This is a genomic window from Campylobacter concisus, assembly GCF_003048775.2.
GTDB classification, from domain to species: domain Bacteria; phylum Campylobacterota; class Campylobacteria; order Campylobacterales; family Campylobacteraceae; genus Campylobacter_A; species Campylobacter_A concisus_I.
In genome coordinates this window covers 144,555-169,610 of the sequence record NZ_CP049272.1, presented here as the reverse complement: position 1 = coordinate 169,610, position 25,056 = coordinate 144,555, and the positions used below count along the sequence as shown (strand labels likewise).

The following is a 25,056-nucleotide window of genomic DNA, read 5'->3' as shown; positions in this document are numbered from 1 at the left end:
TTACTTTGTAAAAAGCTGGTATATGTGTAATTATCAAATAATCATACATATTTAAAAACCAACCAATTTTTATTTTTCTCTTTAATAAAAATTACAAGAGATAGTAACACTATAGAAATAATAAATTTAAACAACCAGTAATCAGATTGTAAAGCCTTTTGAACAACTATGTGAGCGATATTGTTAGTATATGGGTGCAGTATAAAAAGTAGCATGGTGTTGCTGCCCCATATTTTGATAAATTTACTATTTAATCTTATATTTTTTATGCAAAAAATAAGCCCATAGACGAAAGAGACAGTCCAAATCACATTTAAAAATTTGTTAGAATAAACCTTACTTGCCATGTCCAAATTTAAGTTAAATCCAAAAAGATAGATCGCCACAAGCACTGTAAAAGACAGCAAAACCAATATATTAGGCAATCTTTTTTCAAAAATAATATTCCCCACATAGACAAACATAAATGAGTTAAGGGCATTATCAATCCCAAATGGGAGATCGATATAAAAGCTAGCCATAAATAAAAATACAACTACAAGTGATTGTAAGAGCAAGCTAGGTATTTTATTTTTTATCAAATATAAAAATACTCTTGAAAAAAATAGTGCTGGCAAAAACCATAGCACGAAAGCATAGGTGTTGCAAAGTCCAGCGAAATCCATATCTATAAAAATTCCCTTGATCTCATGTGTATAATCTAGAGCCTCTCTATGTAGCAGATATCTTTTTAGTATCTCTATAAAAAGACCAACAATAGAAAAAATAAAGTATGGGATCATTAATCTTTTAAAATTTTTAACTACAAAATCTTTAAAATGGGTTTCAAATTTTATAAAAAAGCCAGAGACCATAAAAAACAGCGGCATATGCCAAGTATATATGAAGCCATTTAGTGGGAAATTTATATGACCTAATATAACCGACAATATTCCTATGAATTTTAAAGTATCAACCCATTCAACTCTTTGTTGCACAATAGTTATTCTCACTTAATTTTTTAATTTCTGTAAAACCATACGTTTTTAATATATTAAATACTCTATTTTGAGAAAAACATTCAAATACAATAGCTTGAACATTATATTGTGTAAAAAAGTTCCTTCCTCCCTTTAGCACTTGTTCTTCGAAGCCTTCAACATCTATTTTTATTATATATCTATCATCTTGGGCAAAATTATTATCAACGATAAATTTATCTAATGTTATTGCTTGTACCTCTATGCCATCTTCCGTTTGAATTATATGATTTACAGTTGAACTCCCGCCATAATCTGAGAAATGAACACTACCTATACTATCTGATAGAGCCAATTGTTTTACAAGTGTTTCGTCCAAATTATTTAGCAAAAAATTTATTTTACATCTTTTGGAAGTATATGGATGTGGCTCAAAGGCTATAATACTATCACAAACATCCATCATTGAGATACTATAGGAACCAATATTTGCACCAATATCTAAAAATATAGTTTTACCGCATTTCTGGCAATTGTTTTGCTTTGCAAATTCTCTTAATAGTAAAATTTCTTCTCTATCTGGTATATCGGTATATGCATACATGCTCGACACATTGCAATTAGGATATAAAAAAATATTTTTGCCATTAAAAATGGTCTTTGATATTATCTTTTTTGATAATCTTTTAAAAATTTGAAAAGATATGCCAATAAACAAATATTTTATTTTATATATACCATTATTTTTATTCCATATATATTTTAATACATTTAGCATTTCATGATCTCCCAATAAACCTTTTGACATAGTATTTAAATAAAATCCAATATTTAATTAGATCCAAAACTAATGCACTGGCTACTTTATTATCTCTTTTTATCTTATCATACTCTTTAAATATCTCCAGAGTTCTTCCATTCCCAATGCCGTCATCTCGCCATCTGGCAGAAACGATATCTTTAGTTATAACGCTTGGAAAATTTCGATAACTTCGAAGCAAATGCTCATAGTCCATACAAAATTTATTATTTAGATCAAAAAGTCCATATTTTTCAAAATAGCTCCTTGGTACAAACAATCCCTGATGCGGCAAGGACATCCTAAATAGCAGTGATCTTTTATCAAAATTCTTTACAAATTTAGACCTATAAATTTTATTTCCATCTTCGTCCACTCTTTGTATCCTTGTGCTTATTATAGATAATTCTCCAACCTTTATATCTTTAAAAATCTCTTCTAAAGTTTCACTAGATAAAAACCCATCGCCATCACCTTGAAAATTTATATAATCACCTTTTGCAGCCATTACACCCTTATTAAAAGCATCGCTTATGCCCTTATCTTTTTCGCTAATCCAATATGATATTTTGTCTTCATATTTTTTTATAATTTCTAAAGTACCATCAGTACTTCCACCATCTATTATGATGTATTCAAAATTTTTATAAGTCTGATTTATGATACTTTTAATAGTTTGCTCTAAATATTTCTCACCATTAAAAACGACTGTTATGATAGAAATCATAGGCTTATTATTAGATGCTTCTAAATAATTCATGTTAAAATTATCTTTTCTATTATTATTTTTTCTCATTCATTTTCAAAACTTCTTTGCATACTGATACATAAATATTTGCAAACTTTTTTGTCCTTGCTTCTAATGGCTCTACATTACTCTCATTTTCTATCTTATAAAATTTTAGTACTTCTTTTAAAGACTCAATACTATCTCTTTTAAAAAAAGCTGCGTTTGGATATTGTTCTTTATGCACATCCAAATCAGACAAGATCATATTTTTTCCTACACTTTTACACTCTTCGACGGTAGAACTCCAACCCTCAAACAAAGATGGATTTATTACTGCTTTTGAGAATTTAATCAATGCAAAAACATCTTCATAATCCACGAGTCCCAAAAGTTTTATATTGTCTTCAAGATTATTTGATTTTATAAATTCCCTTGTATCATCAATATATGTTTTATTTCTATAATCACCTAGATACCCAGTACAAACAATATTAATCTCAATGCCATCTTTTTTTAATTCACTAATGGCTTCAAATATCATCATGTGATTCTTATGCTTCCAAAATTGATTTGGTATATAAAAAAAATCATCTTTTATTTCATACTTTTGCAATAACAAACTTTTATCATGTTCACCTAGTTCAAAATATCTACTATTTGGTTGCGAAACAAATTGCAAAACTCTTGCCTTGTCTTCATAATTAGGTGCAAATTTTTTCATATCTTTTAATGCATCAAAACTACTAAGAACAATTAGATCACTATCTCTTATTAACTTTAAAAAATCATTATTCCTATTTCGTATCTCTTTTTCAGAAAACATTTGAGGTAAATGAATATGTTGAAAATCAGGTATCCAATTTATAGTTTTTACATTTTTTAAATTTGTTATAGCTGCGTGAGAAAGTATTTGTATATTATGTTTTTTAAGGATATTTTCGAGCAAAATATTCGTTTTAAATATTTTTTTTTCTATTTTACTAAGAAACCATTTTATACTTTTTCTGTCAAATACGCTATCTTCTATTACAGTTGCATATTCTTGAAACATTCTTTTTGTTTCTATATCTATTTTTTTACCAACAAAAACAAATACTTCAAGCTCTTTTTTTTCTACAGAATTTATAGCAAAAAGCAAGTTTTTAAAATAGTTTAATCCACCCATCCACTCTTTTGAAACGCAACCTATAAATCCAACTTTAATCATCTAGCCTCTTTATCCACTCTACATAGTTTATTATCTCTTGTTTTAAATTTTTATCCGCCTTAAAGCCATTTTTCTCTAATTTGTGTGTATCCGCCCAGTAGTATATTGGGTTACCAACATTTTCTTGATTATTAAATTTTATATTAATATTTGGATTTACTAGATTTCTTATCATTTCTACTACATCTTTTATGGTATGCTTTACACCAGTTCCACCGTTTATGATATAAAATTTCTCATCTTTTTTTAACAACATATCAACTAAACGCAAAACATCACTTATGTGTATAAAATCCCTTGTCTCTTTCCCTGTACCCCAAAAGACAGCTTCGTTACTACTATCTAATATTTTTTGGCAAGCATCCCAAAGTAACTGCTTCTTAAGACCATTTCCGTATACTGAAAAGAGTCTTACTATGGAAATATTTAAATCAAATTTTTCGCTATAACTCTGACACAGGTCCTCAGCTATTTTTTTATGATACCCATAAGGAGAAACTGGTCTTCCAAAATACTCTTCTACAATCGGCTTATCCTCACATTCGCCTTGTACCGCTGGACTTGATGGGTAGATAAGATGGGAATTATTGTTGTACACCCTCATATATTCTAAAACTTCAAGTGTACCATTTACTGTTTTTTTAAAATCTTCGTATGGACATTTAACAGAAAAACCGACAGAGCCACTACCGCCACAATGCACTATAACATCAAAGACTTGTTCGAATTCCAAAATTGACTTTATCGACACATCATCCTTTTTCCAATAGTCAAGCCCGATCTCTTTTGACTCTTCTATAGACAGTCCGCCGTGTCCTATACCATATGTCTGATATCCTAGAGCTTTAAAATGATTTGCTATGCTTGAACCTAAAAAACCCTTGGCTCCAGTAATTAATATTTTTTTCATACCATTTTCATCTTTTCAATCATCATATTCATATCGCTATCTGTTTTTGGCTTTTTCTTAAAAAAATTTTCAAGCTTTAACTTTCTAATGATTTTCTCCAATAAAAATATCCTGTTATTTAATTTTTTTTTAGAAAATATATGTAAATTTCTTCCATTGCTTATAAGATTATAACCATACTTTTTAGCTATATACTCTAATGTTTTATTCGAAAATATAGATATATGTTGTCCATGTTCAAGACAATAATACCACCAGTTATTAGTGGATGGTGCAGGTACCGTTATTAGTTCTGTTGAGAAGAGTACAAAATCTGTTAAGCTAAATATTTTTTCTATTTCTTCTATCGGATTTTCAAAATGTTCAAAATTTTCAAAAGAAGTTATAGCTTCATACTTTTTCTCAGATATGCTGCCTTCAAATCCTCTGGCAACTAAATTTATAGCATACTTATCATACCAATAAAAATTAAAGCCATTATCACGCATTATCCGTGTAAAAATGCCATATCCTCCGCCATAATCCAAAAAATCACGTTTTGTATTTACACACAAAGACATCATAATAGTAGCTAGTTTGGAAAAAATAATATTTCTTGACATAACTCCAGTATCAGATACACTAATAGCATCACTATAAGACTCTTTAAGCCAGTATGGGCTCTCTGTTTGCACAAAACCACACTTCTCACATTGAAAGTAGTCAATATAATATTTATTTAAAATAAAGCCGTTATCAAATTTCTTAGTAGGACCATTACATATTTTACAATTCAAATCAAATCCCCATATCTAGAAGTAGCCGCCATTATAGGCATATTAATATTTGGCCTATTCTTTTGTAATATTTTTAAATATTCTTCTTCGCTTGGCATAAGTTTCTCTAAATTTATATCAAAATTTTCTACTCTTCTCCATTGGTTTGTTTTAAAATCGAATCTTTTTATTGCCCTACAAGGATTACCAACAGCAATGCTAAATGGCGGAATATCTTTTGTAACAATACTTCCGGCACCTATGATAGAGCCATGGCCTACACTAACTGCTCCAAGGACTATCACGCCAGCACCTATCCAAACATTGGCCCCTATTTTTAATGTATCGTCATTTGTTGTTCCGGTTGCTATATATGGCTCCATTGGATCCTTGTATATATGATTACTTCCAAGAAATTTACAGTCATTATTAGTCATTACATAATCACTAATAATAAGCTCCTTACTTGAACTTAAAAGATTTCTCCGTCCTAAATAACAATAATCGCCTATTTTAATATGTTTAAAATTCTTAATTCGTCCATTTACATTTAGCCACGACCACTCTCCTATGAGGGTATTTGAACCAATACTAACACTCTCCCATCCAAATACATTAACCGTTTTATCAATATATGTATTTTTGCCTATATCTTTTTTATGAAAGAGCAATTGTGCCTTCGAAAATAGTATTAATAAAATCTGTTTTTGCTTTTGAGATAAATGTTTTTTTAGTTTATTTATTATTTTTCTTTTTATGGTTGTTTTATTTTTTTCTCTTAATATACTAGACACTATATTTCTATTTATTGTTTTTTCAACAATATCTTTTGTAAAACTAGGATAAAAATTTACTAGTTCGTCCTCATGTTCTGAGAAAGAGCAATGAGTTCCACTTCCATCAAACCCAATATTTTTCACCAACTTCTTAGCAGGATATAATGTAAGTCCTTGTTGTTTAAATAAACATAGATACCAATAAATCGCCCACGAATCTATTTTCCCATAGACCTGCATCTTAGCCATACTGATATAATCATAAGAATCATCAAAGTTAAAAATATTTTTTTCTTGTATTGAGCTACTGATAATTTGCTCCAGATCTTTTTTATCTCGTTTAAATTGTTGCCATCTATCCGCCCAAGTACCCCAGCTCCAAGAGCTAGTAAGTTTCAAAAAATAGCTACTTTCGATATCCGATATATTATCAGTAAAAGAATATCCAGTAACACTGTATACTTTGTCCTCATTTTTATAAATTTCCAACGCCTCGTTCATAAACTTTAAAAAATTCGGACTTGTTATTAAGTCATCCTCAAGAACAATTATTTTGCCATATTCATTTACAATTTTTGTAACACCGTCTATGATACTATTTGCAAGACCATAGTTTTTTTCTCTTTCAATGATTGTAATATTTTTAAATCCATTTATACTTTTTATATATTCTCTTACCTCTGCTACTTTTTGTTTTGACCCTTCGTTTTTAGCCGCATCAGAATATATAAAAAGATCACTTTTGTTTGAAATTTCATTTTTTTGCAAAGCTTCTATAGTCTGCTTTGTATGATCTAATCTATTATAGACAAATAGCACTATTGGTGCTAAATTATACGATTTTATATCAATTTGTTGCATTATTGCCGGCTCCAAATTTTTTAATTGCTTTTTCCCAAATATATGGTGTTAAATTCTTCCAAGAATTTTCAGCCAACACATAGCTATTTGTATTTTTATTTACGATACTCAAAATTTGACTTTGAAGATCAGATGGATTGTCTATCAAGCTAGATTCCATAAAGCCTTTTTCGTGAACCGTATCCAAAAACCATTCCTTTAAATCACCCTGCATCCAATCAACTATTGGAGAGTTAAATCCAATCTTAGACTTTCTCCATGTTATCTCTTTTGGCATATAAGGATCTATGGCATCTCTTATGAGCTTTTTTGTATAGCCATTTCCAAATTTACTAGAATACGGCAAAGAGGTTACAAAAGAGACGATCCTGTGATCCATAAAAGGCATCCTTATCTCTACGCTATTTGTCATAGAATACCTATCATAATTCCTAAGCAAGGTTGGCAATATTGTTTCATGAAAAATTATATATAGTTGCTGAGAAAAGCTATCAAGTTTTTTAAAATTTTTATGGTTGGCATCTTTTGACCTAATTTCTTTTCCAAAAATTATTTTTGCTATTTTCTTTATCATAAATTTAACATATATATTAAAATTACTATTCCTATCAAACTGTGTTCCATTACCCAATGTCTCTTGATAGGTATTAAGTATGTCAATACTATTTTTTATCGAAAATTTACTATTCCATAAGGCTTCAACTAAATGTCCATAGCCACTAAAAAGCTCATCTGCTCCATGCCCATCTAATGTCACTGTCGTTCCATGTTTTTTTACAGCTCCATATGTAGCCATCATTGGTATCGGGCTAGTTATATATAAATCCTCAAACATATAAAAATATTTTTCTAGGTTATCCCAATACTTAAGAGGCTCAATGTTTATATAGGTAGCTTCAATTCCTATATGATCAACAACTATTTTTGCAAAATGTGATTCATCAAGTGGAGTACCTGGAAAAGATGCAACAAAAGCATGTTGCCAGTCATTCTTGCCATAATCAACATAAGATTTTGATAGATGAGCCATAGCTGAAATAGTTGCACTACTATCAAGCCCTCCACTAAGGGCTGTTCCTATGGATACATCTGCTCTCATCCTAATCTTACAAGCGTCTAAAAACAATTCCCTAAATCGCTCTACTTGAGCATCATATGTTTTTGGTGGCTCCACAATATTATCAAGCGTGTTCCAATATCTTTTTATTTTTAAATTTCCATTTTTATAAATTCCATTATGTCCAAACGGAAATCTTTTAATTCCATCTATCAAACATTTTTCAGTTGCTTCATATGAAAAAATATTATCTTTCATCCAGTGAAAATCTTGTGATGGTCTTATTTCTTTTAAAAATGGATAGATGGCCTTCATTTCTGAGGCAAATATAAATTTACCATCAGTTGAGGCATAAAAAAGTGGTTTTTTACCAAATCTATCTCTGGATAAAAAAAGCTCTTTTTTTTGATTATCCCATATAGCAAAAGCCCACATTCCATTAAATTTTAAGACACACTCTTCACCCCACTCTATATAAGAATAAAGCAAAACTTCTGTATCCGATGATGAACAAAATGCATGCCCTTTTGCTTCTAACTCTTTCTTAATTTCCAAAAAATTATATATCTCACCATTAAAAATTACACAGTATCTTTTTGTTTTATCATACATTGGCTGATGAGCGCCATCTGACAAATCCACAATAGCCAGTCTTCTATGTCCCAATGTAATACTATTTTCAATTGTTTCTATCCCAAAACCATCAGGACCCCTATGCTCTAATCTATTTAACGCACTTTTAAATTTAGTTTCATTTGAAGATGGTATCGTTCCTAATATTCCACACATATACTTTTACAGATCCTTCATATAATTATCTTATAAACCAATACAAATATTAAACTACAAGTCTATAAAAGCTTATCTTTTTTAAAACTATTGTTTACAAAAAATACAGTATTAACAGTCTTTGCAAAGATAGAATAGCCATATTGCCTTAAATAATCAGCTATTTTATTGTTTTCAATTTCACTAAAGCTATTTCCTAGAATTTCTATCAAAACTATTTTTGGTTTGTATTTTTCAAAGTTATTTGATCTTAAGACCATAAGATCCAGCCCTTCAACGTCTACTGATAAAAAATCTATATCCTGGTTTCTTGGTAAATTTCTATCAAGAATATCCTCAAGTGTTGTAGTTTCAATATCTCTTGTAAATTTTATAAAATAATTTTCCTTTTCATACTCTACTGCTAGCTCCTTTGAAAAAGTATTTAAAGCAGGTTCATTAAAGGCGTAGTAGGTTAAAATTTGTTTTTTGTCAGATATTGGCTTTTCTATATTTATATCTCTTGGACGAAATTTATCAAAAGCAATCATACTCCCTGGCATGGCATCTATATTAATACCACTCCATCCTTTTTTATAAAAATAATATGTATTTGAAAAACGCTTGGGATGATGGGCGCCTACATCTACATAAAAACCAAATTTCTGTCCTCCGAACAACCTTTTCAAAATCATATCTTCACCCTCTTGAGAATATGACTTTATAGCATACCCGTCTAAATTATTATTTCTAAACTCAATAATTTTTTCTTTTACTGCTTTTGGTAAAAATTTTATAATATTTTTTTTTAGCATTTTTAATCCTTTTTATATTTATGAATACCATGAGCATTTTTGGCATTCTATGGGCGGATCACCTATTATAAATTTTTTCTTTATATTTCTTACTTTTTCCGAATTATATGCTTTATATATAGATATGTCTTTTATATTTCCTAATAAAAATATATCTTCTTTGGCTTGATTATTAAATCTGCATCCACATACCCTTATATCACCATTGGACAGTATTTGAATATTATTTAACCTACTACAAGGTATTCTTTTAATCCCATTTTGTTTAGCTATATACATACCTTCTAAAAGGTCATTTTGGTCTATTGCTCCCATCCAACTATCAAACACTTGCATTGAACCAACGGTAATATCCTTATTAATTAAATTTTTAACCTTATTTAAATAATCGGGCAACTCCAAACATTGCTTCAAAGGAATATTTGATCTAAACTCTATATTTATCTTTTTAACAGTCTTATGTTGATTATTATTAAATTTGTCTAATATTAGTACCAAATTGTCTAAAAAATAATTATATTTATTATTTCTAAAAATCTTTTTATGCAAATCTTTATCTAAAGGTGAAGCGGAAATATAAATTTCTGTTAGACCAGATAATAGTAATCTATCAACATCTATTTTATGCAAATTTAATAGATTTGTATATGTACAAACGGATTCAAAATTATACTTTTTTATTAATTCAATTTTATCTAATATATTCTTATCTGTAAGTATATCACCAGCAAATGGCGTTAAATCTAACCTTTTTATCTGAAGTTTTTTAGCTTCGATTAAAATTACTTCCAACATATCCAAATCCATTACTTTCTTTGGTGCTTTATAAAATTGATATGCACAAAAAATACAATTTGCATTACAGATATTTGTTGGCTCTATATATATTGAAGTAGGAATAATATCCTTGTTTAATACAACTTGAGCGATTAAAAGCCTTATATCGTTTATTTTTCTTATTACATATCTTAATTTATTTTTAAAAACATTAACGACTTTATCATACATTTAAAATTCCTTCTAGAATGTTTTCTTATTAGCGCATGAATCATGGATATATAAATAAATGAAATTAAAGAAGCATACGCAGCGCCCTTAATTCCATAATTACAAATAAAAACGCAATTAAGAATTACATTTAAAAAAACTCCTATCAAATTTCTTATTAAGTTATCAAAATTTAAATTCTCTACTATATAAAATTGCCCTAAAACAACACCGAAACAAACTGGTAAAAAAGCCCAAATATGTATCATCAATACACTTGCTGATTGACTATATTGTTTGCCATAAAGTATATCCACTATCATATCAGATAAAAAAGTCATTGGTAGTGCTATTATAATAGCTATCCATACCACAAGATCAAAAAGCTTTTGAAGCCTACTATAGTATAACTCTTCACTCTGCTTTCTTGCGTTTACTATAGCGGGAAATAAACTAGAAACAAGAATAGTGGGTATAAAGTACCAAATTTCACTTAATCTAGTTGCCGCAGCATATTGTCCAACAGCTTCACTTCCTAAAATATCTTGAATCATAACCTGATCTATTTTCATATATATAGATATTACAACCCCACTTAGGATAAGTGGCCAGCTATCTTTTAGAAGAGATATAGCGATGGTTTTATTAAATTTTATTTTTTTAATCTCAGAAATTGAATATTTCAAGAAAAAATAAATAAATCCTAAAGCCAAAACTATACTATCAAATAGGATAGCCCATGCAAAAGCTACAAGTGGAGCGTTAATTAAAATGAGTGTAATCTTTACTATACTACTTATAAAAAGAGAGATGATATTAGAAAATACTACATATTTTGATAAAACTTTTGATTGAAAATACATATCTACTACATTAAATGATTGAAATATAGTAGCGCTAGCTATGATAAATACTAATAAATTTGTATACCTATCATTTGAAGTAAACTGGGTAGCAATTACCAAAACTAATAGCGTCAAAATAGCACCGATGAGCTTAAGGTAAAAAGCAGTACCTATTAGCTCATTTGTTCTACTTTCATCCTTTACTAGCTCCCTTACTACTATACCATCAAGTCCGAGCGTAGCAATGGCAACAAAAAGCCCTACAAAGCTTTGAGCATATGAAAAAAGTCCAAACCTCTCAGGACCCAAGTATCTAGCCACCCAAATCCCTATAAAAAGCCCAACAAAAATACGGAGTATTTTTTCAAAAAAAAGCCATGATGTATTTTTAAAATACTTCATAAAGCCTTGATGATTTTTTAATGATATTATTTTATCTATCATTTATTTCCAAATACCACTCATAAAGCGCCTTTATTCCATCTTCAAGCTCTACTTTATGCTTCCAGCCAAGAAAGTGGAGCTTAGAAGGGTCTGTTAGTTTTAGCATCGTGCCATCAGGCTTACTATCATTAAAATATAGCTCGCCTTTAAAGCAAATTATATTTTTAACCAAATTTGCTAGCTCTTTTATAGAGATATCTTTGCCAGTTCCTATATTTATATGCGTATTTCTTATCTCTTTGCTATTTTTGTCATGAGTATCTTTAAAGTCTCTATTTTCTAGCAAAAATACGCAAGCATCAGCCATATCTTCTGAATATAGAAACTCTCGTCTAGGCTCTCCTGTGCCCCAAATTTCTACTCTGTCTTTTGAAATACCAAATTTACTAAGATAAGCCATAGCTTCATTTAGATCTTTTACTTTTAGATCTTTTATCACTGCATCAAATTTTTCTTCGCTTAAAAGTTTTGCTAGGTGTATCTTTCTTATAAGCGCCGGCAACACATGTGAGGTTTCTAGATCAAAGTTATCATTTGGACCATATAAATTTGTAGGCATAACAGATATAAAATTTGTACTGTACTGCAGATTATAGCTCTCACACATCTTCATCCCGGCTATTTTAGCGATCGCATATGGCTCATTTGTGTATTCAAGTGGAGATGTCAAAAGTGCATCTTCACTCATTGGTTGTGGAGCATTTTTAGGATATATACAAGTACTTCCCAGAAATAATAGTTTTTTTACCTTATGTACATAGCTTTGGTGGATCACATTATTTTGAATTTGTAAATTTTCATATATAAAATCAGCCCTATAAGTGCTATTGGCCACTATTCCACCGACCTTTGCAGCAGCTAGCACCACGTACTCAGGCTTTTCTTTTTCAAAAAACTCACAAACTGCCTTTTGATCTATAAGTTCAAGCTCGCTATGAGTTCTTGTGATTATATTTTCATAGCCCTTTGATTTTAAATTTTTCACTATAGCAGAGCCTACTAGACCCTTGTGTCCTGCTACATAAATTTTGCTATTTTTATCCATTTTTTACTCAAAATAGCTCATTATCTCATATCCGCCATCTTTTAGATAGACATCTTTTGTCATGAGCTTTAAGTCCGATTTCATCATATCATTTACTAGATCTTGAAGATTAAATTCCCTCTTCCAGCCTAGTTTTTTCTCTGCTTTACTCGGATCTCCAAGTAGCAAATCAACCTCCGTTGGTCTAAAATATCTTGGATCTACGCAAACCACAGTTTGTCCGATACTTAAATGTGATATATCTAAATTTAATTCTTTTGCTTTTTCAAAATTTAGTGAGTCAACGACTCCTACCTCATCTACGCCAACCCCTTCAAATCTCAAATTTATGCCAGCATAAGCAAATGCAAATTTTACAAAATCTCTAACTGCTGTTGTTTGTCCAGTTGCTATCACCCAGTCTTCTGGCTCTGGGGCTTGTAGTATCATCCACATCATCTTTACATAATCTTTTGCATGACCCCAGTCTCTTTTGGCGTCTAAATTTCCAAGGTAAAGCTTGTCTTGAAGCCCAAGCGCTATCTTACTAGCTGCCCTTGTGATCTTTCTAGTTACAAATGTCTCACCTCTAACTGGTGATTCGTGATTAAATAATATGCCATTACAAGCAAAAATACCATAAGCCTCTCTATAATTAACCGTTATCCAGTATGCATACATCTTTGCGACTGCATAAGGGCTTCTTGGATAAAATGGTGTAGTCTCACTTTGCGGTGTCTCTTGTACTTTTCCGTAGAGCTCAGAGGTAGATGCCTGATAAATTTTAGTTTTTTTCTCAAGCCCTAGTATCCTTATAGCTTCAAGTAGTCTAAGAGTGCCTGTGCCATCAGCATTTGCGACATATTCTGGAGTTTCAAAGCTTACATGCACGTGGCTCATGGCAGCTAGGTTATAAATTTCATCCGGCTGTACTTCTTGGATGATCCTTGTTAAATTCATAGAGTCCGTCATATCACCATAATGTAAGAAAAAATTTCTATTATCAACGTGTGGATCTTGGTAAAGATGATCTATCCTATCTGTATTAAAAAGACTCGTTCGCCTTTTTACACCATGGACTACATAGCCCTTTTTTAGTAAAAATTCCGCTAAATACGATCCATCTTGACCAGTTATACCAGTTATTAATGCTACTTTTTTATCCATAAATCACCTTTTAAAATCATCATCTAGGCGAATTATATCATCTTCACCTGTATATTCACCGACCTGAGCTTCTATTAAAACCACAGGAATTTTTCCTTCATTAGATAGTCTATGAACTTCACCCATTTTTATATAGATAGACTCATTAGGACAAACGAGTCTAGTTGTCTCACCGATCGTCACAGTGGCACTTCCTGATAGCACTATCCAATGCTCATTTCTATGAAAATGCTTTTGCAAAGATAGTCTTTTGCCAGGTTTTACCTCTATTATCTTTATCTTATAACCATCTTGATTTTCAAGGACAGTATAGTTTCCCCAAGGCCTATTTGTCGTAACATGGGCATTACAAAGCTCAGAGCCCTCCTCTTTTAAAATTTCCACCACATTTTTTACTTTTTGGCTAGATGATTTTTTAGATATTAAAAGAGCATCTTTTGTATCAACAACAGTTAGATCATCGACATCTATTAAGGCTATTTTTTTGCCACTAGATAAAACTAGATTGTTGTGAGAATTTATCTGCAAAAGATCGCTATTTATTGTATTACCATTGATATCTTTTTGTAGCTGCTCATCCAAACTATCAAAACTTCCAAGATCACTCCAAGATGCATCTAAAGCTACCATTTTTACGATATCTGACTTTTCCATCACAGCATAATCTATGCTATCTTGTGGGATATTTTGCATATCGGTAGTGTCTATTTTAATATCAAATTCATCTTTTTTTGCGTTGTCAAAAGCTACTTTGCATGCTTCAAATATCTCAGGAGCAAAAATTTTCATCTGATCCAAGAAAACGCCTGCCTTAAAGACAAACATACCTGAATTCCAGTAGAAATTTTGATCTTTTAGAAATTTCACCGCTCTTTCATAGTCTGGCTTTTCATAAAAAGCCTTTACATCACCATTATAGCTCTCTATATATCCAAATCCCGTCTCAGGTGACCTTGGCTTTATGCCAAAAGTAACTAAGAAATTTTGCTCTGCCAGCTCTTTTGCAGCTTTTACGCTTGTGAGGTATGCTTTAATGTCCTTTATCAAATGATCCGATGGCGCTACTAAAACAATCTCATTTGGATCAAGTGCAAGGCAAGCTAGTGTGATCGCTGGTGCAGTATTTCTACCAACTGGCTCGAGCAGATATTTAAAATTTGTAATATTTAAATTTTCTATCTGATCCATCGCCAAGTAGTAGTGATCGATATTTGTAATCACAAATGTATTGTCACAAATTTCACTATTTCGTAGTGCAGTTAGCTGAAAAAGTGACCTATCGTCAAATAATTTAATAAATTGTTTTGGCATTAAAGTCCTGCTAATAGGCCACAACCTCGTACCAGAACCACCACATAATAATATATTTGTCATAAATTTTATCTACTTTAAAATGAGCTTAAAAATCTTATATAATTAAAGCTAAAAAAGACTAAGAACTTACTAAAATCATCTAAAATATAAGTTTTGATAGCTTTTAAACTATCAAAACACCTCTCTCATCTTATGCGTTAGCTCCAAGCTCGCTTCTATCTCAGCTCTTTTTGCCATTACACTTTCAACATTGGCACCGATATTTATGCCAAGCTTTTTAGCAAATTCATAAAGCTCTGCAAAATTTTCAAGGCAAATTTGCGATGCCGTGGCTAAAAAATCATCACTCTCAAGCATCCTTTTCTCGCTCTTTTCATCAACGCTTATTCCAAGCCACTTGATAAACTCTAGCGTTTTTGGCGTGCCACAAGTGGTAAATGTCAAAATAATAGGCAAATTTAACCCACTTCTTGCCACGCTTGTTAGTAAATTTTTAGCCAAATTTATATCAAAAACCGCCTGCGAGATGAAAAATTTTGCTCCCATTTTGGCCTTTTGATTCATCCTTTGCTCTTCATCGCCCTTTTTAGCATGCCTCTCAGCTATGCAAACACCGCCCACTACAAGCTCTTTAAACTCATCTCTAGCGATCTCATAAGCACGCTCTAGGCTCATTTTAGGCTCTACCTTGCCAGAAGCAACGCCAACAAAGACATTTATATCGCTACTACTTTTGGCTAAATTTGCTCTAAATTCACTCTCATTATATTTGTTCGCGACCCTATAAAAGATGCTTGGTGTCTTTAAATTTAGGTATTTTGAGTAGTAAATTTCAGGGCTTAATGTATCGCTAAATTCAAAAGTTCGCTCGCTTTTTATGCGGCTACTTTCATCTTGGATCTCGTAAAGCACCAAGCCATCAGCCTGCACATCTGTAATCCTCTTGTCCCATTTTACAGCGATCTCTTTAAGCTTCACCTCGTCAAATTCAGCCTTTGGAGGCGTTAAGCCATAAAGCACTATGCCACTTTCATTGTTTATGATCTTATCTTTTAACATTTTCTAACTTTTTTGAAATTTAAACGGAGTTTAGCGCCTAGGCTTGCTAGACGCTAAATTTGCATTATAGACCTCTTACGATCTTGACAGCTTCGACCATATTTTTTAGGCTTGGCTCGACCTCTTCCCATTTTCTAGTTTTTAGGCCGCAGTCTGGGTTGATCCAGAGCTGCTCTTTTGGCAAGACTTCAAGCAGAGCTTTGATCTGAGCGACGATCTCCTCGACACTTGGCACGCGCGGGCTGTGGATGTCGTAAACGCCAGGTCCGACCTCTTGTTTGTAGCCAACGGCTTTGAAAATTTTAAGTAGTTCGTTGCCACTTCTTGCAGTTTCGATACTGATAACATCAGCGTCCATTGCCTCAATGGTCTTGATGATATCATTAAATTCAGAGTAGCACATATGCGTGTGGATCTGAGTTTTTGCTTCAGCCGAGCTTACTGAAAGCTTGAAGCAATCAACCGCAAATTTCTCATAAGCTGGGATATTTTCAGCTCTTAGCGGATAGCCCTCTTTAAACGCTGCCTCATCGACTTGGATCACTCTGATGCCTGCGTTTTGAAGGTCTGCGATCTCGTCATAGATACAAAGTGCGAGCTGTTTTGCTACCTCGCTTCTTGGCAGATCATCACGCACAAAGCTCCAGTTTAGCATAGTCACAGGACCTGTTAGCATGCCCTTCATTACGTGTTTTGTGATGCTTTGAGCGTATTTCATCCACTTAACAGTCATCGGCTCTGGGCGGCTTACGTCACCAAAGAGAAGTGGTGGCTTGACGCAGCGGCTGCCGTAGCTTTGTACCCAGCCATTTTGGCTAAATGCGTATCCACTGATCTGCTCACCAAAGTACTCAACCATGTCGTTTCTCTCTGGCTCGCCATGTACTAGCACGTCTAGGCCGATATCTTCTTGGAATTTCACGCAGTGATCGATGTATTTTTTGATGCCAGCTTCATAAGCGGCTGCGTCGATCTCGCCTTTTTTAAAATTTTGGCGAAGTACGCGAAGATCAACCGTTTGAGGGAAGCTGCCTATCGTTGTTGTTGGTAAGATACCGTATTTTAGTGTTTCGCGTTGAATTTTGATGCGATCTTCAAATTTCTCATCACGCTCAAATTTGCTTAAATTTTTAATGCGGTTTTGAACACTTTCAGAGTGGATGAGCTTTGAAGTGGCGCGAGTTTTAACGGCATTTTTATTTTCTTCATAAATTTTTGCCTCAGCATCATTTAGCTTCTCGCCATTTGCTAGTTTTGTGATGATCTTGATCTCATCAAGCTTCTCAACCGCGAAGCTTAGCCAGCTTTTAATCTCTGGGTTTAAATTTTCTTCATATTTTAGAGTGTATGGCACGTGAAGAAGTGAGCATGAAGTGCCGATGTAAAAGTCTTTGCCGCCTATTTTCTCTGAAATTTCACCTACAAGTTTTACTTTCTCGTCGATGTTGCTTTTCCAGATATTTCTGCCATCGATCACGCCAGCAAATAGCGTCAAATGGCTATTTTTGATAGTCTCAAGTGCTTCGAAATTTCTCTTGCCGTGGATGAAGTCAAGCGCGATGCCATAAATTTTAGTTTTAGCCACTTCGCTAACTGCCTTTATAGCATGCTCAAAATATGTCGCAAACACGATCTTGATGTTGTTTGCAACGCCTGTTAGCTCGTTATAAACCTTTGTGATAAGTGGCAAAAGGTCGCTTTCATTTTTGTCAGTTACAAAGATCGGCTCGTCAAACTGCACTAAAATTTCATCATCAAGCTTAGAAATTTGCTCAAGTAGCTTTTTATACTCGCCTACAAGCGCGTCAAGGTGCTTAAATGGGCAGCTGCCATCAGTCGTCTTTGAAAGAGCCAAGAATGTGATAGGGCCGATCAAATTTACCTTGCCTTTTACGCCGTTAGCCTTCGCCTCTTTGTATTCATTTAAAATTTTGTCCGCTTTTAGGCTGAATTTACTCTCGCTACTAAGCTCTGGCACGATGTAGTGGTAGTTTGTGTTAAACCACTTTGTCATCTCCATAGCAACGCCACTTTTGTTGCCTCTTGAGCAAGCAAAATATTGCTCCAAGCCGCTTAAATTTGCAAATCTTGGAGGCGTAGCGCCAAAAGCGATGATGTTATCGAGCATTAGGTCGTAAAATGAAAAATCATTAACGCTAATGGCCGAAATGCCAGCGTCTTGTTGATATTTCCAGTGTCTTTGGCGAAGCGTCTTTGCAGTCTCTTGCAAATTCTCTTCACTAAAGCCCTCTTTACCAGCCCAAAAGCCCTCTAACGCACGCTTTAACTCTCTTTTTTCTCCGATTCTTGGAAAACCTAAAACATAACTTTTTATCATTTTTATCCTTTTTAAATTTCTATTTTAAATTAAATCTGTGCAAAGCACAGCAACTTTGAATATTTTTATGCAGGTACAAAGGGTTAGAATTACGAAACTGCCCCCTTATCCCTACAACCCAAAACCCCAGCACATTCGATGTTGTTGCGCTGCGCACAAGTCTGGCTTACCCAAAACGAGGTGGATGACACCCGCTTCTTCTTAGACTAAAGTAAAATTTATAAAAAACCCTGCTAAAAAGATCCTTGCCAAATTTCAAACACTGCTTAGCTTTGCTATTAAAAATGCAGTTACAATGCAACGGACCTGCTAGCAAAAATGGATTTATTTCAATGTAAAAAAATGTGAAATTGTTTAAAAATTTGCGTGTTTTTTGAAAATCGCTGATATGTTTTTTGCCGAGATTAACGAGCTTTATGCATGGGACAAGGCATCAGCGTTTTTCCTTTGTAGTGAATTTTTGCCGCATTATAAACGCTCTTTGCCAAATTTTTGTTTAAATTTGGGCGCTACTAAATTTCACGCCCAGAGTTTTTAATCTTTTTTGCCTTTATTTAAAGATTTTAGCTTAGCGTCCATATCAGCCGTAAGCATAGTAAAGACCTTATTTGTAAGCTCCTGAGTTAAATCCTTGGCCTCTTGCATTGTTTTTTTGCTAAATTCATTTAGGAGTTTGTCCGCTTTTTTCTTATCTTTTTTATAAAGTTTGACATACTCATCTTCAAATTTAGCCTGTTTTACAGCCAACTCTTTTTCAAATTTAGCGTAGGCCTCTTTAACCACTGGCGAATACTTCTCATAGTCAGTCATAACAAGGGTTTGAAGCTTTCTATAAACCCAGTAAATCGAAGTATCATCAGCGTCGTATGAGCCATCAGAGTAGCCTTTTATAAAGCCATCAAGCCCCTCGTAATACGGCAAATAAACGCTAAGATCAGCCATGCCAAGAGCGACGTAGGTCACACGGCCGATCTCTTTTGGTAGCCATGGGCGCACCTGCATGACGTGAGACTCGTATGTTCTAAAGACACTTATAGCACGGTATACGTTTTTCTTATCTTCGTCTTTGCTAGCGTAGTTATCAAACGGGGTGCCGTTGTAGTGGGCTCTCATCGCAGCTTTTAGATCTTCAACACTTAGTTTTTTCTCTGGTTTTAAAAATACTGGAAATTTCTGACCATCGGCGAAGTCTTGTTTTAGGCTTGGGTTAAACATGCTTTGCACCCAGCAAACACGTGGGTAGTTGTAAGTCACATCTCTCTCATCGTCCCTTGTATAGGCTTTTGTAAAGTTAAATTCTCCGTCTTTTGCAGGGTCATAAGTCTTGTTATCGATCGCAAATTTGATGACATCTTTTGCTCCCATGAAATTTGGATCATTCTCTTTGTAAGCGTGAAGTCTGCCTTGGTTTGCAGTGACGAAATACTCATCTGGAGCGATCTTTGTAGCGATCCACTTGTGACCTGTGCCTGTTTCAAAGTACCAAAGCTCGTTTGCATCGATAAATACCACGCCAAAGCCCTCGCCAGCGCCTTTTGTCTCCACTATCTCACCAAGAAGCTTAACGCCATCTTTTGCACTCTTCATACGTGGCAAAAGCACGTCTGGGATGTCATCTTCTGTGATGCCACTCTCTTCGTTATATGGGTCGATCTTTAAAAGCTCGTCTTTTGCGTAGATGGTCTCAGTGCCGCTTAGTCCAACGCCAGCTTCATTGTAGCCGACCGCTCCGTGAAGTTTTGTGTGAGAGTTTGCGATGGTTGTGTATCTCATACCATCTTTTGGAAGCGGATATGTAAAGTCATTTGCGCCATCATGTGCCTTTGAGCTGTGCATGCCAGTTTGATTTTTTGTGGCCGGATGGATCAAAAAGACTTGTGCCTTTACAGCCTTACTATCTGCACTCCTGGCAACCAGCATGGAGCCGTCGTTTGAAGCTTTATCTCCTACTAAAATGGTAGTGCATGCCAAGCTACTTGTGCCTAAAATCGCACTCATAGCAACAATTGATGCAAGAATTTTGCCTTTCATTCTTTACTCCTTTAGTGAAATAAAATTTCTTCATGTGATTATATGCAATTTTTAATAATTTAATTATAAATTTTAAAATTCTTTTAAGTTAAATGTAAATTTATTGCAAATTTTGTCTAAGTGAAATTTAAATTTTCTAAAGGATTTTTCGCTATAATCCAAAACTTACGCGATTGCGTATAAAATTTCAAAAAGGATTAGCATGCCAAAGATGAAAACCGTTCGCGGTGCTGCTAAGCGCTTTAAAGTAGGTAAAAATAAGATAAAAAGAGGCTCTGCTTTTAGAAGCCATATCTTAACAAAAAAACCTAGTAAGCGCATGAGAGACCTTCGTGGCCCACACTATGTGGATAGCACAAACGTCTCAGCCGTTCGCAAAATGCTCGGCGTATAAAGCAGCGTAGTTTTAAGTTTTTGACAAAAAGTCATTCAAACTCCCCCAAATTTAGGGGCAAGACTCACTTCGTGAGCGCCAATTTGTAAAAGGATAAATATGGCAAGAGTAAAAACAGGCGTAGTTAGAAGAAGACGCCATAAGAAAGTTTTAAAGCTAGCACGTGGCTTTTTCAGTGCTAGACATAAACACTTTAGAAAAGCTAAAGAGCAACTAGAGAGAAGTTTAGTTTATGCATACCGCGACAGACGCCAGAAAAAACGTGATTTCAGACGTTTATGGATCGTTCGTATCAATGCAGCTTGCAGACTAAACGACATTAGCTATTCAAGATTTATCAACGGCTTAAACAAAGCTAAGATCGAACTTGATAGAAAAATTTTAGCTGATCTAGCTATGAATGACGCGAAGGCATTTGCGGCACTTGCAAAACAAGCAAAAGATGCTTTGAAATAACACCTTTTCTCCGCTTCGGCGGAGATCTTCTTTTTTTTAAATTACTATCAAATTTTTATTAAAATTTATTTTTCGAGTTTTTAACTTAGTTATTTTGTATTCAAATTTTAAATTAATACCACTATAAAATTTTAATTCATCAGCTAGGTTCAAATTTAGTAATATAAATTTGAAAAATTTGCTTACCATTACTAGCCAAGAGTAAGTATAAAACTCGCTCTAAATAGCTAAATTTCAATACTCGTATCAAAGCAGTGTTTCACCGCTCCACTAAATAAAATTTTGCCGCTTTCTAGTCTAAGTCCAAGCTCCTCGCCACTTTTTGGATAGACTTTTAGGCATTGCGCTACGTTTAAATTTAATGTAGCGCCGTAAAAGCAAGCCGCCATGCCAGTGCCACAAGCTAGCGTCTCGTCCTCTACGCCCCTTTCGTAGGTTCTCACCTTTAAAACTCCGCCATCAAATTTGGCCAAATTTACATTTGCATTGTATTTTTGACGAAGTGCTCTGCACTCTTTGACGTCAAATTCATCTAAATTTTGTGTGAAATTTACAAGGTGAGGCACGCCAGTATCGTAAAAATACCAAGTTTTGCCGTTTTCATTTAGCGGTTCGCTTAAAATTTTTGGACTTGTTAGCACGACCTCGACGCACTCATATTTTACGCTTGCCATCACCTCGCCGCTACCAGTTAGCAGAGCAAATTCGCTTGAACTAACAAGGCTGTTTAGATAAGCATATCTAGCAGCCGCTCTCGAGCCGTTGCCACACATCGCCGCGTAGCTTCCGTCGCTGTTGTAAAACTCCCATTTCACGCCCTTTTCGTAAGGCAAAAGCACGATGAGCCCATCAGCTCCCACACCGTTCGTTCTGCTGCAAATTTGCCTTGCTAGCTCGCTTCTATCTTTGCTCAAAAATGTATGAAATATGACAAAATCATTGCCACTAGCGTTGTACTTTGACACTTGCATTATTTTTCCTTTAAAATTGCTCTACTTTTTGCCAAATTTATATAAACTCAGCCACAAATTTGCCTTAGAAATTTCTCTAGTTCTTGCTCTAAATTTTCTTTATCACCACTATTATCTATGATAAAATTTGCTTTTTTTCGCTTTTGCTCGATATCCATCTGAAGCTCCACTCTTACTTTTGCTTCTTCTAATTTTAGACCGTTTCGGCTCATTAGGCGGCTTAGCAAAAGCTCTTTTGGCGCGTAGATCACGGCTACATTTTTAAACTCATCGTAGCGATCCTCTTTTTCAAAAAACAAAGGGATATCGACAAAATAAACCTGCCCCAAGCACTCAAGCTTCGTAGCGCGAGATAGAATTTCTTCCTTTATCTTTGGATGCAAAATTTGCTCTAAAATTTTTAATTTTTTTGGATCATTAAAAACAATGGCACCAAGTTTTTGCCGATTGATCTTGCCAACTTCGTCTAAAATTTGCTCTTTAAAAACTCTCGCTATCTCACATTTACAAATTTCAAGCTGCTCATGAGCGATTATGTCCGCATCAATCACGCTAAAGCCTCGTTCTTTTAGCAAATTTATAGCCGTGCTTTTACCGCTAGCAATAGAGCCTGTAATGACATAAGCGTTTGGAAATTTCTGCAAACTCGCTCCATTTTTGAAAATTGATGACAATTTTAGCAACTTTTGGCTAAAGTTTTAAAAAATTACAAAAAAGGGCAAAGATGATAAGCTATAAAGATGCTGGAGTGGATATAGATGCTGGAAATAGCTTTGTTGAGGCGATAAAGCCTTTCGTAAAATCTACGCAAACACCAAACGTTATAGGCGGCATTGGGTCATTTTCAGGAGCGGTCAGACTACCAAGTGGATATAAAAATCCTGCCATTTTAGGTGCGACTGATGGCGTTGGCACAAAGCTTCGCCTAGCTATCGACGCTAAGAAATTTGACGGCGTGGGCGAGGATCTAGTCGCAATGTGCGTAAATGATCTCATCTGCAACTTCGCCACACCACTCTTTTTCCTTGATTACTACGCGACTGCAAAGCTTGAGATAGAGAGTGCCAAAGAGGTGGTAAAAAGCATCGCAAATGGCTGCAAAAAGGCGCAATGCGCACTTATCGGCGGCGAGACAGCGGAGATGCCATCGATGTATGAAAAAGGCGACTTCGATCTTGCTGGATTCGCCGTTGGTATCGCTGAGGCTGATGAGATCGATAGGAGCAAATTTGTAAAATCTGGTGACGTTTTAGTCGCGCTTCCTAGCAGTGGCCTGCACTCAAATGGCTTCTCTCTTGCAAGAAAAGTGGTAAGCGAGCTTGGACTAAAATTTGATGAAAAAGTAGGCGATAAAAAGCTCATCGACGTGCTTCTTGAGCCAACAAGAATTTATGTGAGCGACTTTTTAAGATTAAAAGATAAGATTACGGCAATGGCTCACATCACCGGTGGTGGTATAGTTGAGAACTTGCCTCGCGTCTTTCCTGCTGAGCTTGGTGCAAAAGTACAAAAAAGTGCTATAAAAACGCCTGAAATTTTTAAAGTCGTCGCTCAAAAAGTAGAAGATAGCGAGATGATGAGGACATTTAACATGGGCGTTGGCATGATATTAGTTGTGCCTAAAGAAAATGTCAATGCTGTCCTAGCTAGCAGCGATGGCTACGTGATAGGCGAAGTAGTAAATGGCAAAGGTGTAGAGCTAGTTTAATGCAAGAAAATAGCAAAAAACGCTTGCTAAGAACCGAAAATAAGAGCTTTTTTGATCTTAGCATTTATGAATATATAGGCTGTTTTGGTGTACTAGAAAGTGATATCAAAAAACTTGATCTCTATAATCACTGGCGTAAGGTCTCACGTGCCTCTACTATGCTTTGCGTTACACATGATAGCGGCGAGAGCGACAACCTAGTCTATCTATATGACTGGGAGAAATTTAGCCGTATCTTCATAAATACAGGAAATTGACTTGGCAAAACAAAAGGCAAAAATCGCACCTATTTGGGCTAGGGTAAAGGCATTTATCATCGATCTTTTTATCATCGGTATGCCAATATTTTATGCGACAACATATCTTGTGCTTGATGGCAAAGAGGCATTTTTGCATAACCAAATTGCCATTTTTGGTGCAAATAGCCTGATCTCGCTTATAATGTGCCTTTTTTTTAGCATAAAAGCACAAACTCCGGGCTACAAAGCACAAGAAATTTATCTAATAAACCTAAAAACCGGTAGAAAACTAAGCTTTTCTCACACCATCTTGCGCCAAATTTGCTTTGCCTTTGCTGGCTTTAGCATACTTGGACTTTGCCTTTGTTTCTTTAGAAAAGACAAACTAAATCTGCACGACATCATCACTCACTCAGCTGCCGTGCAAAGATCAGAGGGATAA

Annotated in this window: 24 protein-coding genes; 5 read left to right on the top strand and 19 right to left on the bottom strand. The window is 34.3% G+C overall.

Translation table 11 applies throughout. The annotated features are described in order from the left end of the window. Positions 1 to 41: 41 nt before the first annotated feature. The 17 genes from CVT17_RS00745 to CVT17_RS00665 all read right to left on the bottom strand — a co-directional run bounded on the left by CVT17_RS00745 (position 42) and on the right by CVT17_RS00665 (position 20,846). Positions 42 to 977, bottom strand: a complete 936-nt coding sequence (locus CVT17_RS00745) for an acyltransferase family protein (RefSeq protein ID WP_180998614.1) — start codon at positions 975 to 977, stop codon at positions 42 to 44. Continuing rightward, positions 961 to 1,752, bottom strand: a complete 792-nt coding sequence (locus CVT17_RS00740; RefSeq protein ID WP_159070924.1) for an FkbM family methyltransferase — start codon at positions 1,750 to 1,752, stop codon at positions 961 to 963. The genes CVT17_RS00745 and CVT17_RS00740 overlap by 17 nt, the downstream gene beginning before the upstream one ends. Then, complete coding sequence (locus tag CVT17_RS00735; protein ID WP_199906059.1) at positions 1,739 to 2,554, bottom strand: glycosyltransferase family 2 protein; 816 nt, start codon at positions 2,552 to 2,554, stop codon at positions 1,739 to 1,741. Before CVT17_RS00735 ends, CVT17_RS00740 begins: the two co-directional genes overlap by 14 nt. Next, the gene (locus CVT17_RS00730) at positions 2,541 to 3,695 is read right to left on the bottom strand and encodes a glycosyltransferase family 4 protein (protein WP_107858396.1); all 1,155 of its coding nucleotides are present in this window, start codon (positions 3,693 to 3,695) and stop codon (positions 2,541 to 2,543) included. The genes CVT17_RS00735 and CVT17_RS00730 overlap by 14 nt, the downstream gene beginning before the upstream one ends. Then, the gene (locus CVT17_RS00725) at positions 3,688 to 4,605 is read right to left on the bottom strand and encodes an NAD-dependent epimerase/dehydratase family protein (protein ID WP_107858395.1); all 918 of its coding nucleotides are present in this window, start codon (positions 4,603 to 4,605) and stop codon (positions 3,688 to 3,690) included. Before CVT17_RS00725 ends, CVT17_RS00730 begins: the two co-directional genes overlap by 8 nt. Beyond that, positions 4,602 to 5,381 carry a class I SAM-dependent methyltransferase gene (locus CVT17_RS00720; RefSeq protein ID WP_107769910.1) on the bottom strand — a complete coding sequence of 260 codons (780 nt, stop codon included), beginning with the start codon at positions 5,379 to 5,381 and terminating at the stop codon, positions 4,602 to 4,604. Before CVT17_RS00720 ends, CVT17_RS00725 begins: the two co-directional genes overlap by 4 nt. After that, complete coding sequence (locus tag CVT17_RS09440; protein ID WP_107769911.1) at positions 5,378 to 6,997, bottom strand: glycosyltransferase; 1,620 nt, start codon at positions 6,995 to 6,997, stop codon at positions 5,378 to 5,380. Before CVT17_RS09440 ends, CVT17_RS00720 begins: the two co-directional genes overlap by 4 nt. Beyond that, a complete protein-coding gene (gene asnB, locus CVT17_RS00710) occupies positions 6,984 to 8,843 on the bottom strand; it encodes an asparagine synthase (glutamine-hydrolyzing) (protein WP_107858394.1) in 1,860 nt (619 codons plus the stop codon). Before asnB ends, CVT17_RS09440 begins: the two co-directional genes overlap by 14 nt. A gap of 62 nt (positions 8,844 to 8,905) precedes the next feature. Continuing rightward, positions 8,906 to 9,637: an FkbM family methyltransferase gene (locus tag CVT17_RS00705; RefSeq protein ID WP_107769913.1), complete on the bottom strand. Its 732-nt coding sequence runs from the start codon at positions 9,635 to 9,637 to the stop codon at positions 8,906 to 8,908. 18 nt (positions 9,638 to 9,655) lie between these two features. Further along, positions 9,656 to 10,645 carry a radical SAM protein gene (locus CVT17_RS00700; RefSeq protein ID WP_107769914.1) on the bottom strand — a complete coding sequence of 330 codons (990 nt, stop codon included), beginning with the start codon at positions 10,643 to 10,645 and terminating at the stop codon, positions 9,656 to 9,658. Beyond that, on the bottom strand, positions 10,606 to 11,913 hold the full coding sequence (locus CVT17_RS00695) for a flippase (protein WP_230853299.1): 1,308 nt from the start codon (positions 11,911 to 11,913) through the stop codon (positions 10,606 to 10,608). Before CVT17_RS00695 ends, CVT17_RS00700 begins: the two co-directional genes overlap by 40 nt. Further along, complete coding sequence (locus tag CVT17_RS00690; protein WP_103582087.1) at positions 11,903 to 12,958, bottom strand: GDP-L-fucose synthase family protein; 1,056 nt, start codon at positions 12,956 to 12,958, stop codon at positions 11,903 to 11,905. Before CVT17_RS00690 ends, CVT17_RS00695 begins: the two co-directional genes overlap by 11 nt. A gap of 3 nt (positions 12,959 to 12,961) precedes the next feature. Continuing rightward, positions 12,962 to 14,104: a GDP-mannose 4,6-dehydratase gene (gmd, locus tag CVT17_RS00685; RefSeq protein WP_103582088.1), complete on the bottom strand. Its 1,143-nt coding sequence runs from the start codon at positions 14,102 to 14,104 to the stop codon at positions 12,962 to 12,964. 3 nt (positions 14,105 to 14,107) lie between these two features. Further along, on the bottom strand, positions 14,108 to 15,478 hold the full coding sequence (locus CVT17_RS00680; protein WP_107769916.1) for a mannose-1-phosphate guanylyltransferase/mannose-6-phosphate isomerase: 1,371 nt from the start codon (positions 15,476 to 15,478) through the stop codon (positions 14,108 to 14,110). Between the two features lie 111 nt (positions 15,479 to 15,589). Next, positions 15,590 to 16,477 (bottom strand): DNA-binding protein, encoded by an 888-nt coding sequence (locus CVT17_RS00675; protein ID WP_107769917.1) that lies wholly within the window; start codon positions 16,475 to 16,477, stop codon positions 15,590 to 15,592. Positions 16,478 to 16,541: 64 nt separating this feature from the next. Then, positions 16,542 to 18,815 (bottom strand): 5-methyltetrahydropteroyltriglutamate--homocysteine S-methyltransferase, encoded by a 2,274-nt coding sequence (gene metE, locus CVT17_RS00670; RefSeq protein ID WP_107769918.1) that lies wholly within the window; start codon positions 18,813 to 18,815, stop codon positions 16,542 to 16,544. A gap of 534 nt (positions 18,816 to 19,349) precedes the next feature. Next, positions 19,350 to 20,846 carry a C69 family dipeptidase gene (locus tag CVT17_RS00665; RefSeq protein ID WP_107858393.1) on the bottom strand — a complete coding sequence of 499 codons (1,497 nt, stop codon included), beginning with the start codon at positions 20,844 to 20,846 and terminating at the stop codon, positions 19,350 to 19,352. A gap of 202 nt (positions 20,847 to 21,048) precedes the next feature. On the opposite strand from CVT17_RS00665, the gene rpmI reads away from it, so the two are divergent. Both rpmI and rplT read left to right on the top strand, forming a co-directional pair. After that, positions 21,049 to 21,240 (top strand): 50S ribosomal protein L35, encoded by a 192-nt coding sequence (gene rpmI, locus CVT17_RS00660; protein WP_054195943.1) that lies wholly within the window; start codon positions 21,049 to 21,051, stop codon positions 21,238 to 21,240. Between the two features lie 99 nt (positions 21,241 to 21,339). After that, entirely contained in the window at positions 21,340 to 21,696 is a 357-nt protein-coding gene (gene rplT / locus CVT17_RS00655) for a 50S ribosomal protein L20 (RefSeq protein ID WP_004317321.1), read from the top strand. A 227-nt stretch (positions 21,697 to 21,923) separates the two neighbouring features. On the opposite strand, the gene dapF is transcribed toward rplT, so the two are convergent. Continuing rightward, entirely contained in the window at positions 21,924 to 22,667 is a 744-nt protein-coding gene (gene dapF, locus CVT17_RS00650; protein WP_107769920.1) for a diaminopimelate epimerase, read from the bottom strand. 47 nt (positions 22,668 to 22,714) lie between these two features. Then, the gene (gene coaE / locus CVT17_RS00645) at positions 22,715 to 23,311 is read right to left on the bottom strand and encodes a dephospho-CoA kinase (protein ID WP_107769921.1); all 597 of its coding nucleotides are present in this window, start codon (positions 23,309 to 23,311) and stop codon (positions 22,715 to 22,717) included. 80 nt (positions 23,312 to 23,391) lie between these two features. Between coaE and purM the strand changes: the two genes are divergently transcribed. Genes purM through CVT17_RS00630 form a run of 3 tightly spaced genes read left to right on the top strand, consistent with a single transcriptional unit; the run spans position 23,392 to position 25,056 of the window. Further along, positions 23,392 to 24,375, top strand: coding sequence for a phosphoribosylformylglycinamidine cyclo-ligase (gene purM, locus CVT17_RS00640; protein ID WP_107769922.1), 984 nt, complete (start codon positions 23,392 to 23,394; stop codon positions 24,373 to 24,375). Next, the gene (locus CVT17_RS00635) at positions 24,375 to 24,632 is read left to right on the top strand and encodes a hypothetical protein (protein ID WP_107769923.1); all 258 of its coding nucleotides are present in this window, start codon (positions 24,375 to 24,377) and stop codon (positions 24,630 to 24,632) included. The genes purM and CVT17_RS00635 overlap by 1 nt, the downstream gene beginning before the upstream one ends. A gap of 1 nt (position 24,633) precedes the next feature. Then, entirely contained in the window at positions 24,634 to 25,056 is a 423-nt protein-coding gene (locus tag CVT17_RS00630; RefSeq protein ID WP_107769924.1) for an RDD family protein, read from the top strand.